Source organism: Mesorhizobium sp. ORM8.1, assembly GCF_053005525.2.
The window spans coordinates 5,791,104-5,805,173 of the sequence record NZ_CM132600.1; the positions used below are offsets into that span (position 1 = coordinate 5,791,104).

Consider the following 14,070-nt stretch of genomic DNA (forward strand, 5'->3'; position numbering starts at 1 on the left):
CTATCTGGTGGTGCCTATTTGACCGCGCCTTGCGTGATGCCGGAAATGAACTGTTTCGACAGCACGATATAAACCAGCGTAATGGGCAGCGCCGCCAGTGTCAGGCCGGTGAACAGCACACCCCAGTCTGTGGTGAACTCGCCGACGAACACGGTCAACCCCTGCGGCAGTGTCTTCAAATTGTCGGATGTGATCAGGACCAGCGGGAAGAAAAGGTCGTTCCAGATCGGCACCGCGTTCTGGATTGCCACTATCACCAATGCCGGACGCGCCAGCGGCAGCATGATGGAGCGCATGATGCGGAACTCGCTGGCGCCGTCTATGCGCGCGGATTCTTCCAGTTCGCGCAGCAGTGTGCGCAGGAAGCCGGTCATGATGAAGACAGCTGACGGGATGCCCATCGCGACGTAGACCGGGATCAGCCCGAGATAGCTGTCGAACAATCGAGCTTAGCCGGAACCGATAACGGGCTGTGGCGTAGCCGGCGAGCGTGCCACAGGGAAGGATCAAGGCGACCGAGGCCACGGTGATGCCAACGGAATTGGCCAAATAGCGGACGAAATTGGTCTCGCCATCTCGCAGTGGTGCTGCCACCCTTATAGAGAGGCGGCTTAAGGCAGACGCCCTTGACGTCTGCCTTTCAGTCTGCCAGTCGAAATTTACGCCGCGATAGCGACCTGATCTGCAGTTGCGGCGGCGATGGCGTCGACCTTTGCGGTCGCCTTAGCCAGCGCGGCGGTGATGGCGTCAGCGCCCATGCTGACGCCTTCGATGCGGATCACCTCGACATCGGTCATGCCGAGGAAGCCGAGCACGCTGCGCAGATAAGGAATGGCATGGTCCAGTTGAACCGCGGCGCCCTCGGAATAGATGCCGCCGGACGCCAGCACGATATAGACCTTCTTGCCGTTGACCAAGCCCTTCGGGCCGCCCTCACCATAGGCGAAGCTCTTGCCGGAACGGGCGATGTGGTCGACCCAGGACTTCAACGTCGAGGAGATGTTGAAGTTGATGAAGCCGGTGGCCAGGATCACGGTGTCGGCGGCGAAAAGCTCGTCGAGCACGGCGTCGGAAACGCCGACGACTTCAGCCTGGCGCGGCGAACGCGCTTCGGCCGGCGTGTAGATGCCGGTGGCGTAATCAGGGTCGATATGCGGCAGCGGATTGGCGACCAGATCGCGCACGACAAGCGTGTTCGACGGATCGGCGGCAACCAGCTTCTGGGCAAGATCGGTGGCGACGCGGGTCGAGTGCGAAGCTGCGCCGCGCGGGCTTGACGTAACAAGAAGAATAGACATGGCGGTCCCCTTGGGGTTGGATTTGAACTTCCCCGTCAATATGGGATTGTCGGCCTATCTGGAAAACTGGTATAATTTGCATGAAATCCATCTATAGAGTTGATTGATCATGCAGCCCAATCCGACGCTCGACCAGCTTCAGATACTCATTGCGGTGGCCGACACGGGCAGCTTCTCGGCTGCCGGCCGCAAGCTCAACCGGGCGCAATCGGTGGTGAGCTACGGCATCGCCAATCTGGAGGCGCAGCTCGGCCTGAAACTGTTCGAGCGCGAAGGCGTGCGCGAGCCGCAGCTGACCGATGTCGGCAAGGCGATGCTGGAGGACGCACGGGGCATGATGGGCGTGCTGCAGCGCATCCGCTCGCGCGCCGACGGCTATCGGCAAGGACTGGAGGCGGAAGTGACAGTATCGGTCGACGTGGCGCTGCCATCGCCGGCGCTGGTGCGGGTGCTCAAGGCCTTCGAGGCCCAGTTTCCGGCGGTGATGCTGCGCCTTTATATCGGCTCGCTCGGCCTGATCGTCGATCAGGTCGCCAATGGCCTGTCGGATCTGGGCTTCGGCGGGCTGATAGGCGATGCCGATGTCAATCTGCTGCGCATCGGCTTCACCTCGATCGTGCCGGCGGCAGCGCCTGACCACCCGCTGGCGAAACTGCCGGGCCCTATCGCGGTCGAGGATCTTCGCGAGCATATCCAGCTCGTCGTCACCGACCAGTCGGAGCGCACGCGCGGGCGCGACTATGGCGTCTTCGCCTACCGCACCTGGCGGCTGACAGACGTGCGTACCAAGCACGCCCTGATGCGAGAAGGTCTCGGCTGGGGCGGCCTGCCGCGCTGGCTGATTGCCGAAGACCTCGCCAGCGGCCGGCTGGTCGAGCTCGATCTCGAACCCTATCGCGAGGTGCGCTCGCCGCTCTATGCCATGCACCGCACCGACCGCAGCCCCAAGCCGGCGGCGTCCTGGCTGATCGACGAGTTCAGGCGGCAGCTCGGCAGCTTCAACGAGATGGAGTCGGGCGTGTGGACGGAAGAGGGGCCGGAGACAAGCCGTCCATAAGGGCGATCAGCACCGCGCGGTAATCCTCAGCCGGCGCGCCAGCTTCGATGGCAAGGGCCGCGCGGTCGAAGGCTGCGGCCAGCAAGGCCGTCAGCGCCTCGGCCGGCAATCTGGTCATCGCTTGCGCCCGCATCGCCGCGACAAGGCCCTCGCGCAGCGAGCGGTTGCCGTGGCGGTTGTCGATCTCGTCCATGGCGGCGCGGCCGAGCACGGCGGGACCGTCTAGCAGTAGGAGGCGGGTGCGGCCGGGGAGCCGCATTGCCGCCAGATAGGCGTCCGATCCGGCAATCAGCGCGTCACGCGCCGATAGTGACGGAGGCGAGGCATGATCGATCTCTGCAGCCACAGCCGCGGCCTCCTGCTCGACGACCGCCGCGAACAGCGCCTGCTTGTCGGTGAAGTGATGATAGAGCGCGCCGCGCGTCACGCCGGCTTCGGCGACGATCTCCGGCGTGCCGGTCTCTGCATAGGATTTTTCCGTAAACAGCTTTCGCGCGGCGCGGATCAAATCGGCGAGCGTGGCTTCGGTGCGATCGCGGTTTGAGCGGCGTCCGGAGTCGTGTTGCATACATGCAGCCTGTATGTTATTCGCATTTGCATACAGACTGTATGTTATGGAACCGGAGAAAGAAAGATGAGGACGACGAGCTATTACCCGGTGCTAATGACCGGTGATGTCGCCGGCACGGCGGCCTTCTATGTCAACCACTTCCGTTTCGAGCCGCTGTTTGAGAGCGACTGGTATGTGCATCTGCGCTCGGCTGAGGACAGGCGCGTCAATCTGGGCATCGTCCAGGGCGATCATGAGACGATCCCGGAGGAGGGACGGGGGCGGACTTCGGGTCTGCTGATCAATTTCGAGGTCCGCGACCCCGATGCGGTTTATGAGCGCGTCGTTGGGGCCGGGCTGCCGATCCTGCGCTCGCTGCGCGACGAGCCCTTTGGCCAGCGTCATTTCATCACCAAGGACCCCAATGGCGTGCTGATCGATGTTATCAAGCCGATCCCGCCGAGCGAGGAATTTTTGGCGCAATATGCCGAGGGTTCGGGCGGGATTGAGCCATAATCACCCCGCCCGCGCCACCGGCGTCACCGCGACCTGGCTGACGCCCGTCCTGCGCACGACCGTGCACAGCGTCTCGCGGCTGATATGCTCGGCATCCAGCATCCGCACGAGATCATCGACCCCGGTGACCGGGCGGCCGTCTATTGCCGCGATAATGTCGCCTTCCTTCAGGCCGGCCTTCGCGGCGGGGCCGTCCTTTCGACGCTGCGCAGGCGCACCGCCGTGTTGGTGGTGACCTGCGACAGCAGTGCCGCCCGGCGCGGCAGGTTGGTCGTGTCGGCGGAGACGCCGATAAAGGCGCGCCGCACGCGGCCGAAGCGGATGATCTCGGAGATGACGAAGTTGGCGGTGTTGGAGGCGACCGCGAAAGCGATGCCTTGCGCGCCATGGATCATGGCAGTGTTGACGCCGATCACCTCGCCGGCCGACGACACCAGCGGGCCGCCGGAATTGCCTGGGTTCAGCGCCGCGTCGGTCTGGATGACGTCGTCGATCAGCCGCCCGGTCGAAGCACGCATCGAGCGGCCGAGCGCGGAGACCACGCCGGCGGTCACCGTCCATTCGAACCCCAACGGATTGCCGATGGCGATCGCGATCTGGCCACGGCGCAGGCGCTTGGAATCGCCGAGCGGCGCGACATCGGCGAAATTGCCGTCGGCGCGCACCAAGGCGATGTCGGTGTCGGGATCGCGACCGAGAACGCGGCCTTCGCGGGCTACGCCGTCCGGCGTGGTGACGCGCACGGCGCGTGCATCGCCGACGACGTGGAAGTTGGTGACGACCAGTCCGTCCTGCGCAATGACGAAGCCCGAGCCATGGCCGCCGGCGCCGATGCGCTCGATGCGGCATACGGCCGGGCCGATGCGATCGACGGCGTCAGCGACACTCGAGGAGTAAGCGTCGAGCAAGGTATCATCGGATTGGAGTTTCTCGGCGGCAAAGGCCATCTGCGTGTTCCCATGTGGAATGATGACTATATGTGCGGAGCGGCTGTGGGCGCCGCGACCTGACCAAGTGGCCAGTCATGCCACCGACTAGCCGTCAGGCGAGTACCCGCGGGCGCGACATGGAGCGATATCTGGGTCACCGAACCCAGGAGATATTTGATATGAGCGACTTCAATCTAACTGCTTTTTCCGACGCCATCGCGGACGTCGCGGCAACCGCCGCGCCGGCGGTGGCGAGTTTTGCGACGCATCACCATCGCACCGCCAGCGCCTTCCACTGGCGCGACGGTTACTTCGTTACCGCCGAGGAGGCGGTCGAAGCCGGTGAAGAGATCGAGCTGACACTGGCTTCCGGCGAGACGGTCAAGGCCGAGCTCGTCGGCCGCGATCCTTCGACAGGCGTTGCCCTTCTGAAACCGGCTTCGACACCGGCAGGTCTGCCGCAACTCGCTCAGGCCGGCACGGTACGGCCCGGCAATCTGGCGATCGCCACGGGCAACAGCGATGGCACGGCACTTGCCGTGTTCGGCACGGTCGGCGAGGTCGGGCCGGCATGGCGCTCGATGCGCGGCGGCACCATCGACCGGCGCATCAACCTCGCCATCGCCACCGGCGGCCGTTTCGAGGGCGGTCCGGTGCTCGACGCCAAGGGCGGCCTGATTGGCATGCTGTTGTTCGGACCGCGCCGGCGGGCACTGGTCATGCCCTATGAGACGATCGAACGGGCGGTGGCGACACTGCGCGAGAAGGGCCATGTCGCGCGCGGCTATCTCGGCGCTGGACTGCACCCGATCCGCAACGGCGACACCCATGGCGCCATGGTCATGAGCCTCGACGACAACGGCCCGGCCAAGGCCGCCGGCCTGCATGTCGGCGACATCATCGTCGCCTGGAACGGCGAGGCCGTGCGCGGTCCGCGCGAGCTGATCCGCAAGCTTGGACCGGACAGCGCCGGCGCGACAGTCACGCTTGGTATTTCGAGCGGCGGCGCACTGCGCGACGTCTCGATCACCATCGGCGAAAAGCCGCTGAGTTGAGAGGGCCGATGGCCATTACGGCAGCACAGACGATCGCCAGATTGGAGCCGGCAAGCCACCGGTTGACGGTGCTTGTCGCGCTGGGCGATGCCCAGCGCGCCGAGCAACTGGCTGACCAGCTCGCGGCGAGCGACGATCTGCTGCCGGTCATGGCGGGAAGCGATGGTGGCCAGAGCACGGATGTCGCCGTGATCGACGAGGCCGCGCTTGAAGCCAGGATCGCTGGCCCGTCGACGCCGATTGTGCTGCTCTCGCGGCGTGCGGGCGGCGAAATAGTCGCGGCTAACGTGCTTGCCGTTTTGCCGGCTTCCGCCGACGGCCAATTGATCGCCGCCGCGGTGCGCCTGGCCGCGTCAGGTTACCGGGTCGGCAGGGCAGGGCCTTCGACGGTTGCGCATGGCGATTTCCATGGCGATCTCGCCGACGAGGACGCGCCGGACGACGCGCCTGCCCGGCCCGCCCTGTCGCCGCGCGAGGCGGAAGTTCTGGCGCTGCTTGCCGAAGGCGCGCCGAACAAGGTGATCGCGCGGCGGCTCAACATCTCGGTGCACACGGCAAAGTTCCACGTCGCCGCGATCCTGATCAAGCTCGGCGCCTCCAACCGCACCGACGCCATTGCGATTGCCATGCGGCAGGGTCTGGTGCTGGTGTAATGTCGATCACACCGCCGCTTCGATGTCTGTCAGCCGGAAATCATCGCCCTTGAAGAGCAGCGGCATGGCCTCCAGCCGTGCCGTGGCATAGGCAATGCAATCGCCGAAGTTCAGCGCCGCAGGATGTCGGCCCTTGCCATAACGAAGGAAGGCTTGGCGGGCGACGGCTGCGTGGTCGGTTGTGAAGGCGACGGTCTCGATTGAGGCGTTACGCAGGAAGTCGTCAAGACGATCCAGAATTTCATCCTCCTGGCCGCCGGCCAGGACCATTGTTGTTTCAAGAAAGATTGGCGCTGGCAGCAGTCGTTTCTTCGCCTGCGTGATTGCGAGCACGAAACGTTCGTAGCCCGGCTCGAGACGCAGAATGGCGACCAAGGCCGAGGAATCGATGATCATTTCGTGGGGATTCCGAACTCATCGTAACCGAGGATTTCATTGTCGGTCATTGCATTTTTCCGTCCGGGAATTTTTCGGGCACTTTCGGCAATCGCCATCAACCGCCGGAACAGATCATTGGTTTCTTCGCGAGGCACCAGCCGTTCGCGCGCCACTTCGCGTTCTAGGCTCTGACGAATAGCCTCAGTCACCGACACGCTGCGCCGACGGGCGAGTTCGCGCGCCAACTGCTCGACTTCCATATTTTTGATCGAAAGCGCCATTTCTATATTCCACCTTTTTGTATAGAATATATACTGCGCGTCAATTGAATTCAACCGGACACGCTCGGTCAACGAGTCTACGCAGCGTCACCACGGCTTCCCGCCGCAAGCTCTTGTATCCCGCCACGGCGCGGGCAAGGATCGCGCGGAGAGCAGAATGCAGAATGCAAGTGGAGGAAAAATGTCGCTCAAGGGAAAGACGCTGTTCATTTCGGGCGGATCGCGCGGCATTGGGCTCGCGATCGCACTGCGCGCTGCGCGCGACGGCGCCAATGTGACCATCGCGGCCAAGACCGCCGAGCCGCATCCGAAACTGCCAGGCACCATCTACACGGCGGCACAGGAGATCGAGCAGGCCGGCGGCAAGGCGCTGCCGATGCTGTGCGACATCCGCGAAGAGGCGCAGGTCGCCGACGCGGTTGCCAGGACCGTCGAACGGTTCGGCGGCATCGATATCTGCGTCAACAATGCCAGCGCCATCCAACTTACGGGCACGCTGGAAACCGACATGAAGCGCTACGATCTGATGCATCAGATCAACACGCGCGGCACCTTCCTGGTTTCCAAAATGTGTATTCCGCACCTGAAGTTGGCCAATAATCCTCATATCCTGAATCTGGCGCCGCCGCTCGACATGAAAGCCAAATGGTTCAAGAACCATGTCGCCTACACGATGGCCAAGTTCGGCATGTCGATGTGCACGCTGGGCATGAGCGCGGAGTTCGCCAGAGACGGCATCGCGGTCAATTCGCTGTGGCCGATCTCGACGATCGACACCGCGGCGGTGCGCAATCTGCTGGGCGGCGCCACGGTGGCGGCGATGAGCCGGTCGCCCGACATCATGGCTGACGCCGCGCATGCGATCTTCCTGCGTCCGTCGCGCGACGCGACCGGCAATTTCTACATCGACGAGGAAGTGCTGCACGCCGAAGGCGTGACCGATTTCTCGATCTACGCGCCCGGTGCGACCGGGCCGCTGGCCGGCGACTTTTTTGTGCCGGACGAGGTGTTCGCCAATTCCGATACGAAGATAACGCGAGCGTTTTAAAGGTGCCTTGGGTAATCCATCTGTTGATGCAAAATGCGCATAGCATCAAGACAAAAAAGGTAGTGTGCTGAGAGTTCTGCAAATTCGCTGAGAGGGGGCGGTCATGGCAGGCTGGTGATTGTTCACGTCACCGATTCCCGCGAAGGAACGCCACCATGACCAAGATTGAAAGTAAGACCGCCAGCGCTGCCGTCAAAGACATTCTGCTTTCGAACCCGGATGGACTGCACGAAGTGATCCGCGCGGTGATGCAGGAGGTGCTCGAGGCCGAGATGGACGAGGCGCTTGGTGCTTCGAAAAGCGAACGCACGCCGGAGCGGCTGGGCTACCGCTCGGGCTACTATGGCCGCACCCTTGTCACGCGTGTCGGCAAGCTTGAGCTGCGGGTTCCGCAGGACCGCTCGGGGCGCTTCTCGACCGAATTGTTCGAGCGCTACCAGCGTTCGGAGCGAGCCTTGGTGGCGACGCTGGCCGAGATGTATGTGCAGGGTGTGTCGACCAGGAAGGTGAAGGCGATCACCGAGGAGCTGTGCGGTCATGCGTTTTCGGCCTCGTCGATCTCGGCCATCAACAAGCGGCTGGACGAGAGCCTCGCTGCCTTTGCCAGGCGCCCCCTTCAAGAGCCGTTCCCTTACCTCATCCTCGACGCGCGCTATGAGAAGGTGCGTGAAGCCGGCGTCGTCATGAGCCAGGCGGTGCTGATCGCTGTCGGCATCGACTGGGACGGAAGGCGCCAGATCCTGGCTGTGGAGATGGCCAATCGCGAGAGCCGTTCGGCCTGGAAAGACTTTCTCGTCTCGCTGAAGGCGCGCGGCCTCAAGGGTGTCGAGCTGGTCGTCTCCGACGACCATGCCGGCCTCGTGGCGGCGATCGGTGAGGTGATCCCGGAAGCGGCATGGCAACGCTGCTACGTCCACTTCCTCAGGAACGCGCTCGATCACCTGCCGAGGAAGCATGGCGACGATTGTCTGCAGGAGCTCAGATGGCTCTACGACCGGCGCGATCTCGCCGAGGCAAGGGCCGATCTCGCCGCATGGCTGTCCAAATGGTCCGCCCGCTACCCGCGGCTGACCAGCTGGGCGGAAGAAGCCATAGAACAGACGCTGACCTTCTTCCGGCTGCCGCGCCAGCACCACAAGCACCTGAAGTCCACCAACATGCTCGAACGGCTCAACGAGGAGATCAGGCGCCGCACCTATGTCGTGCGCATCTTCCCCAATGCCGAAAGCTGCCTGCGCCTGGTCAGGGCATTGGCCGTCGAAACCAACGAAAACTGGATGGAGGCCAACCGCTACATCAACATGGACGACCTGCGCGAGCACAAGAAGCTCGCGCTGCGCCAAGCCGCATGACCAGCATCGTGGCCGCCCCAATTTTGCAGAACTTGACGCACACAACCACAAAAAACCCCGCCGGAGAGGGACCGGCGGGGCTCAGTGTGTCCCGCTGGAGTCGGGACAGGGCAGGGAACGCCCTGTGCAGAATCTGGGTGTCGCAATGCGGCGATTCAATGAGCAGACCCTAATCGACAGGACAAATCTTCTTGAGCCAGGAAAGAAAGGCCCGTCCGGCAAGGGACGGGCCTTGGCTTTTGCGATGATTCCAAAAACCCGGTCAGGCCTTTGAAATCAAACACGCATCACTGCTCGCTGTTGTTCGCCACCGGCGCCACCAGCGAAGTGATGCGGCGGATGGCGACGCGCCGGTTTTCACGGTTCGGCGCCTGCGTGTTCACCTTCAGGTACTCCTCGCCATAGCCTTGTGTGGTGAGGTTCTCGGCCGGGATGCCGAAGGCATTGGTGAGCGCTTCGGCCACCGATTCCGCACGCCGATCCGACAGGGCAAGGTTTGCGTCGGGCGTGCCCACCGCGTCGGTGTGACCTTCGATCAGGAAGGTTTCTGCCGGGTTCTTCTTGAGCAGCTTCTCCATGGCGTTGGCGACGCCGTCGAGCTTCTGCACCTCGGTATCGGAGATCGTCGCCGAGCCGAAGTCGAAGTTCAGCGTGTCGAGATCGATGCGCCGCGCGATGTCGCGCACGCGCGCCGAGCGCTTAACCTCGTCGATCGAATAAAGACGCTGCACCTTTTCCACCGGCGGCTGCTCGAGGAAATTGTAGTAATCGTCGTCGCTCTCCACATCCTCGGAATCGAGGATGTAGTCACGCCGCGGGATCGTCAGCCGCATCGGCGGCAGGTCGTCGCCGGGATCACGCCAATCGCCGTCATCCCGATCCTGCTGCTCGTCGACATAGCTGAGGATATACTCGCGGCCATCCGGCATGACGCGCGAGCGCTGGATGACGTCGCCATAGCGGTTGCGGATGGTGACGACGCGAACGCCGTTGCCGCGTTCGACCGTTTCGCGCGTGCGGCCGCCTGACAGGTCCTCGTAGTAGACATCCTTGGCGCCGCGGGTGATGCGGGGCGCCTCGTTGCTCTCCACGAACGTCTGGTTGTTGAACTGGATGATGACGCGGTCGCCGAACTGCTTCAGCACGTCGGCGCCCTTTGGCCGCCGGCGATCGCGCGCAAAGTCTTCGGGCGTGCGGTCGATCCGCTTGCCCTTCTCCTCGTCCACGGGGACGATCTTTTCGGGCCTGATCGCCTGCTGGGCCGACTTGTCGTCGGTGGGCGGCGGGCCTTGGTCGACCGGGGCCGGCTTCTGCGCCTGCTGTCCACTTTGTTGTCCGGCCTGATTGCCATTTTGGCCGCTGCCGGCCGCTCCGTTGCCGGCCTGGCCATTGTCGTTCTGGGCGCCGCCGTTCTGGCTGCCATTGTTGTTGCGGCCGCCACGATGCTTGCGCTCGGCATCCTTCTGGCTGTCGAGGATGGGCGCCTCGTTCGGATTTGCGGTCTCGCCTTGCGCCGCATTGCCGCCCTTGGCCGGCTGGTTGTTGTTGGCGGGCTGGTTGCCGTTGGCTGGCTGCTCGCCAGTGGCGGGCTGTTGGCCGGTCTTTGTCGGTTCACCGGTCTTGGGTTGTTCGCCGGTTGCGGGCTGCTCACCATTTGCCGGCTGTTCGGCAGTGATCGGCTTCTTGCCGCGCTTCTTTTTGTCCTGAGGCTGCTCACCCTGGGCCGGTTGCTGGCCATTCTGCAACGGCTCGGCTTGCGGCACCGGTTCGCCCGCGGGTGCTGTTTTTTGCGCCGGTTCAGTCGCCGGGGTCTGGCCGGCAGGTTGCTGCTCGCCCTGCTGGTTCTGGCGATGCTTCTTCTTGCCCTGATTGGCGCCTTGTCCGTTGTCATTGGCGGGCGCGGTCTGCTCGGTCGGCGTGGCCTGCTCGGCGGGCGCGCCTTCGGTCTGCTGCTGCTGATCGTGCTTGCGCTTCTTGCGGCCCTGATTGCCTTGCTGCTGGTCACCGCCAGCAGGCGCGACCTGCTCGGCAGGCTGCTGCTGGTCGGCAGGTGCTGCTTCGATCTGCTGCTGGTTGCGCTTCTTCTTGCGCTGTTGCTGTTCGTCAGTCGCAGGCGCGGCGCCCTGATCGGCGGGCGCCGCCTCGATCTGCTGTTGCTCCTGCTTGTGCTTCTTGCGTCCCTGGCCGCCCTGCTGCTGGTCGTTGTTGGCTGGGGCGGCCTCATCAGCGGGTGCCGCTTGGATCTGCTGCTCCCGCTTCTTCTTGCGCGGCTGCTGCTCCTCGGTCGCAGGCGCGGCACCCTGGTCGGCCGGCGCCTCGGCCTGCTCAACCTGCCGCTTCTTGCGCGGCTTTTGCTCGGGTTCGGCCGGCGCTGCCTGCTCTGCCGCCGGAGCGGATTGGGTCTGCTGCTGCTGTTCGCGCTTCTTCTTGCGCGGCTGCTCGGCTCCCCCTGCTGGCCGGCTTGAGCGCATTCCTCCGCCGACTGACCTTCAGCGCAATTTGCCTGCGCTAGGATCAGCGGCGCGCCGTGCGAAGTCCCGAAAGCAGCACTCCCCTGCAGCGGGTACGCGCCCAACGGGGCGGATGCCATAAGCAAGCCGATTGCCGTACCCGCCAGAATCCGAGGTTGGCGTTTCATATTAGATTCTCCTTGTGGGGTCCCATCCCTGCCCAAACTTTCATCAACCGCAATTGGTTCCGTTTGCAAGGCATTGACGGCAACCAAGGATGCCCGGCCGGCCTTTTGAAGGCGATTTGGTGTTTTTCTAATGTTGATACCGGGTCACTATGACAGCAGTGCTTGACCAGGACGCGCCGCGGGGCCAAATCCAGGGTATGACAGCGCCCTTCTGGAAAACAAAGACGCTCGAGGCGATGACCCCGGCCGAGTGGGAGTCGCTTTGCGACGGCTGCGGCAAATGCTGCCTGTCGAAACTTGAGGACGAGGATACGGGCGAGATCTTCTGGACAAGCGTCGGCTGCCGGCTGTTCGACGCCGACAATTGCCGTTGCTCCGACTATGCCAACCGCCTGGCGCGTGTGCCCGATTGCGTCGGGCTGACGCCGCAGAATGTGCGCACTATCACCTGGCTGCCCAAGACCTGCGCCTACCGGCTGGTTGCCGAGGGCCACGATCTATATTGGTGGCACAAGCTGGTCTCGGGAAGCGCGCAGACCGTGCACGAAGCCGGAATTTCGATGCAAGGCCGCGTGAAGGCCAAGGAAACCGATCTCGCCGAGCCGGACGACTATTTTGACTATATATTGGATGACGAACCGTAACGGTTCGCATCCTGACGACGAACCGTAACCGGTTCGCATTTTGACGACGACCGAGACGGGCTCGCATTTTGATAACGAATCATGGCCGGCTCGCATTTTGACAGCGAGCTCTTACGGAAAGCGTCAGCGTGTTTGCCGCGTTAGGCAGTCGAAGTTTGAAGCGAATGGGCGCGGGGAATTTTCATTTTCCTGCCGGATGAACCGGACATGAACGGCCGGTTCGCAAATAGTTCAGACAGGAAAGGGCATTCTCCAGACCATTGGTTCGAAGGGCGAGAGCCCGCAACAAGAGAGAGAAGACGATGTTGAACACGATCAAGACGGCGGCCCTTTCGGCTCTTGTCGGGCTTGGCACGCTCACCGCGGCCCATGCGGACAGCCTCTATCTCGGCTTTGGCGACAAGCATGATCCGCGCTTCGGTGTCTACACCGGCGACGACGACGGTTATCGCCGCGACTGGCGTCGCGACCGTGATCGCGACTGGCGCGGTTGCTCGCCGGACCGCGCTCTCGACAAGGCCGAGCGTATGGGCCTGCATCGCGCCCGCATCGTCGACATCAACCGCCGCACCGTAAAGGTGGCCGGCCGCCAGGATGGCGACCGCGTCGTGGTGGTGTTCGCCAACGAGCGCGGCTGCCCGATCATCTATCGCTGAGCTCAATCGGCAAGAGGGATGATCCTCTGCAAGGATCGCCTATGGATGTGATCTTCTGCGAAGATCACAAGAAAGGACGATCTTCTGCGAGGATCGCCTATGGATATGATCTTCTGCGAAGATCAATCCTGACTAGTTGAGCCCCCTCAAGCAATTGAAGCGTGCGGCTCGAAAAACCCCGGACCTCCGGGGTTTTTGTTGCTGACCGGCGGGGCCAAGGGTCACTTCAGCTCGAAAGTGACGGTGACCTGCACATTGTAGGAATTTTCGCCGGCCTGGACCGGCACCGCCGCGCGGGCGCCGTCGAATGCCTTGGCGTTCATCGGCATTGGCGCCGGCGAAATGTTCTGATCGGTGATCTCGAGCACCTTGCCAAGGCTGACGCCGGCGGCCTCGGCGAGCGTCTTGGCCTTGGCGATGGCGTCGGCCACAGCCTTCTTGCGCGCCTCGGTGATCGTCGCCTTCGGATCGTCATTGGTGAAGGCGATGCCGCCGCCCTGGTTGACACCGAGCGAGACGGCCTTGTCGAGGATGTCGCCGGTTTTGTCGACATTGCGTACGCGCACCGACAGCGTGTTCGTCACCTGATAGGCGACGAGCTCGGCTTCCTGGCTGCCGTCGGCCTTGTTGGTGTAGTTGTAGCGCGGGTTGATCTGGATGCCGGCGGTCTGCAGGTCCTTGTCGGCGATGCCGGCCGCCTTCATCGCCGCGATCACCGCCGCCATGGCGTCGTTGTTGGCATCGAGCGCCGCGCGCGCAGTCTTTGCCTCGCGCATGACGCTAAGCGACAGGATCGCCATGTCGGGCGCCACAGTCGCTTCGCCTTCGCCCGAGACGATGATGCGGGGCGGGGGCTGCGTGTCGGCAGCGCTAGCCAGCGCTGGAAACGCGACCGCGGCAGCGAGCGCGATGGGCAAAAGATGTCTGGTCATGAAAACTCCTCGATGTCTGCGATCCGCCACCCTGCCATCTGCCTCGACCTGAAAACGGCCGTTCGCCGGCAGCACGGCGCGAG

15 protein-coding genes and 1 pseudogene are annotated in these 14,070 nt (G+C 63.5%); 8 read left to right on the top strand and 8 right to left on the bottom strand.

All coding sequences use genetic code 11. The features are described 5' to 3' along the window. Nucleotides 1-14 precede the first annotated feature (14 nt). Nucleotides 15-443 (bottom strand): carbohydrate ABC transporter permease, encoded by a 429-nt coding sequence (locus ACVDG8_RS29025; protein WP_447251517.1) that lies wholly within the window; start codon nt 441-443, stop codon nt 15-17. 216 nt (nt 444-659) lie between these two features. Continuing rightward, nucleotides 660-1,298 carry an FMN-dependent NADH-azoreductase gene (locus ACVDG8_RS29030; RefSeq protein WP_447251518.1) on the bottom strand — a complete coding sequence of 213 codons (639 nt, stop codon included), beginning with the start codon at nt 1,296-1,298 and terminating at the stop codon, nt 660-662. Between the two features lie 109 nt (nt 1,299-1,407). Here ACVDG8_RS29030 and ACVDG8_RS29035 point away from each other — a divergent pair, with 109 nt between their 5' ends. Further along, nucleotides 1,408-2,355 carry a LysR family transcriptional regulator gene (locus ACVDG8_RS29035; protein ID WP_447251519.1) on the top strand — a complete coding sequence of 316 codons (948 nt, stop codon included), beginning with the start codon at nt 1,408-1,410 and terminating at the stop codon, nt 2,353-2,355. On the opposite strand, the gene ACVDG8_RS29040 is transcribed toward ACVDG8_RS29035, so the two are convergent. Continuing rightward, nucleotides 2,297-2,923, bottom strand: a complete 627-nt coding sequence (locus ACVDG8_RS29040; protein WP_447251520.1) for a helix-turn-helix domain-containing protein — start codon at nt 2,921-2,923, stop codon at nt 2,297-2,299. The genes ACVDG8_RS29035 and ACVDG8_RS29040 overlap by 59 nt on opposite strands. Before the next feature lie 66 nt (nt 2,924-2,989). On the opposite strand from ACVDG8_RS29040, the gene ACVDG8_RS29045 reads away from it, so the two are divergent. Continuing rightward, the gene (locus tag ACVDG8_RS29045; RefSeq protein WP_447251521.1) at nt 2,990-3,421 is read left to right on the top strand and encodes a VOC family protein; all 432 of its coding nucleotides are present in this window, start codon (nt 2,990-2,992) and stop codon (nt 3,419-3,421) included. Here ACVDG8_RS29045 and ACVDG8_RS29050 read toward each other — a convergent pair. Continuing rightward, nucleotides 3,422-4,368 (bottom strand): annotated as a pseudogene (locus tag ACVDG8_RS29050) (S1C family serine protease). Nucleotides 4,369-4,529: 161 nt separating this feature from the next. Between ACVDG8_RS29050 and ACVDG8_RS29055 the strand changes: the two are divergent. After that, nucleotides 4,530-5,405, top strand: a complete 876-nt coding sequence (locus tag ACVDG8_RS29055; protein ID WP_447251523.1) for a S1C family serine protease — start codon at nt 4,530-4,532, stop codon at nt 5,403-5,405. Nucleotides 5,406-5,413: 8 nt separating this feature from the next. Next, nucleotides 5,414-6,058, top strand: coding sequence for a response regulator transcription factor (locus tag ACVDG8_RS29060; RefSeq protein WP_447251524.1), 645 nt, complete (start codon nt 5,414-5,416; stop codon nt 6,056-6,058). A 6-nt stretch (nt 6,059-6,064) separates the two neighbouring features. On the opposite strand, the gene ACVDG8_RS29065 is transcribed toward ACVDG8_RS29060, so the two are convergent. Beyond that, entirely contained in the window at nt 6,065-6,454 is a 390-nt protein-coding gene (locus ACVDG8_RS29065) for a type II toxin-antitoxin system VapC family toxin (protein ID WP_447251525.1), read from the bottom strand. Further along, nucleotides 6,451-6,717, bottom strand: coding sequence for a type II toxin-antitoxin system VapB family antitoxin (locus ACVDG8_RS29070; RefSeq protein WP_447251526.1), 267 nt, complete (start codon nt 6,715-6,717; stop codon nt 6,451-6,453). Before ACVDG8_RS29070 ends, ACVDG8_RS29065 begins: the two co-directional genes overlap by 4 nt. A 181-nt stretch (nt 6,718-6,898) precedes the next feature. Here ACVDG8_RS29070 and ACVDG8_RS29075 point away from each other — a divergent pair, with 181 nt between their 5' ends. Together ACVDG8_RS29075 and ACVDG8_RS29080 are read left to right on the top strand one after the other, a co-directional pair. Further along, complete coding sequence (locus ACVDG8_RS29075) at nt 6,899-7,765, top strand: SDR family oxidoreductase (protein ID WP_447257126.1); 867 nt, start codon at nt 6,899-6,901, stop codon at nt 7,763-7,765. A 155-nt stretch (nt 7,766-7,920) separates the two neighbouring features. Next, nucleotides 7,921-9,117: an IS256 family transposase gene (locus ACVDG8_RS29080; protein WP_447251155.1), complete on the top strand. Its 1,197-nt coding sequence runs from the start codon at nt 7,921-7,923 to the stop codon at nt 9,115-9,117. A gap of 287 nt (nt 9,118-9,404) precedes the next feature. On the opposite strand, the gene ACVDG8_RS29085 is transcribed toward ACVDG8_RS29080, so the two are convergent. Continuing rightward, nucleotides 9,405-11,588 carry an OmpA family protein gene (locus ACVDG8_RS29085; RefSeq protein ID WP_455707328.1) on the bottom strand — a complete coding sequence of 728 codons (2,184 nt, stop codon included), beginning with the start codon at nt 11,586-11,588 and terminating at the stop codon, nt 9,405-9,407. 364 nt (nt 11,589-11,952) lie between these two features. Between ACVDG8_RS29085 and ACVDG8_RS29090 the strand changes: the two genes are divergently transcribed. Next, nucleotides 11,953-12,399: a YcgN family cysteine cluster protein gene (locus ACVDG8_RS29090; RefSeq protein WP_447257127.1), complete on the top strand. Its 447-nt coding sequence runs from the start codon at nt 11,953-11,955 to the stop codon at nt 12,397-12,399. A gap of 302 nt (nt 12,400-12,701) precedes the next feature. Further along, complete coding sequence (locus tag ACVDG8_RS29095; RefSeq protein ID WP_447251529.1) at nt 12,702-13,055, top strand: hypothetical protein; 354 nt, start codon at nt 12,702-12,704, stop codon at nt 13,053-13,055. Nucleotides 13,056-13,276: 221 nt separating this feature from the next. Here the strand turns inward: ACVDG8_RS29095 and ACVDG8_RS29100 are convergent, their stop codons facing one another. Continuing rightward, nucleotides 13,277-13,987 carry an SIMPL domain-containing protein gene (locus tag ACVDG8_RS29100; protein WP_447251530.1) on the bottom strand — a complete coding sequence of 237 codons (711 nt, stop codon included), beginning with the start codon at nt 13,985-13,987 and terminating at the stop codon, nt 13,277-13,279. Between the last annotated feature and the right edge of the window lie 83 nt (nt 13,988-14,070).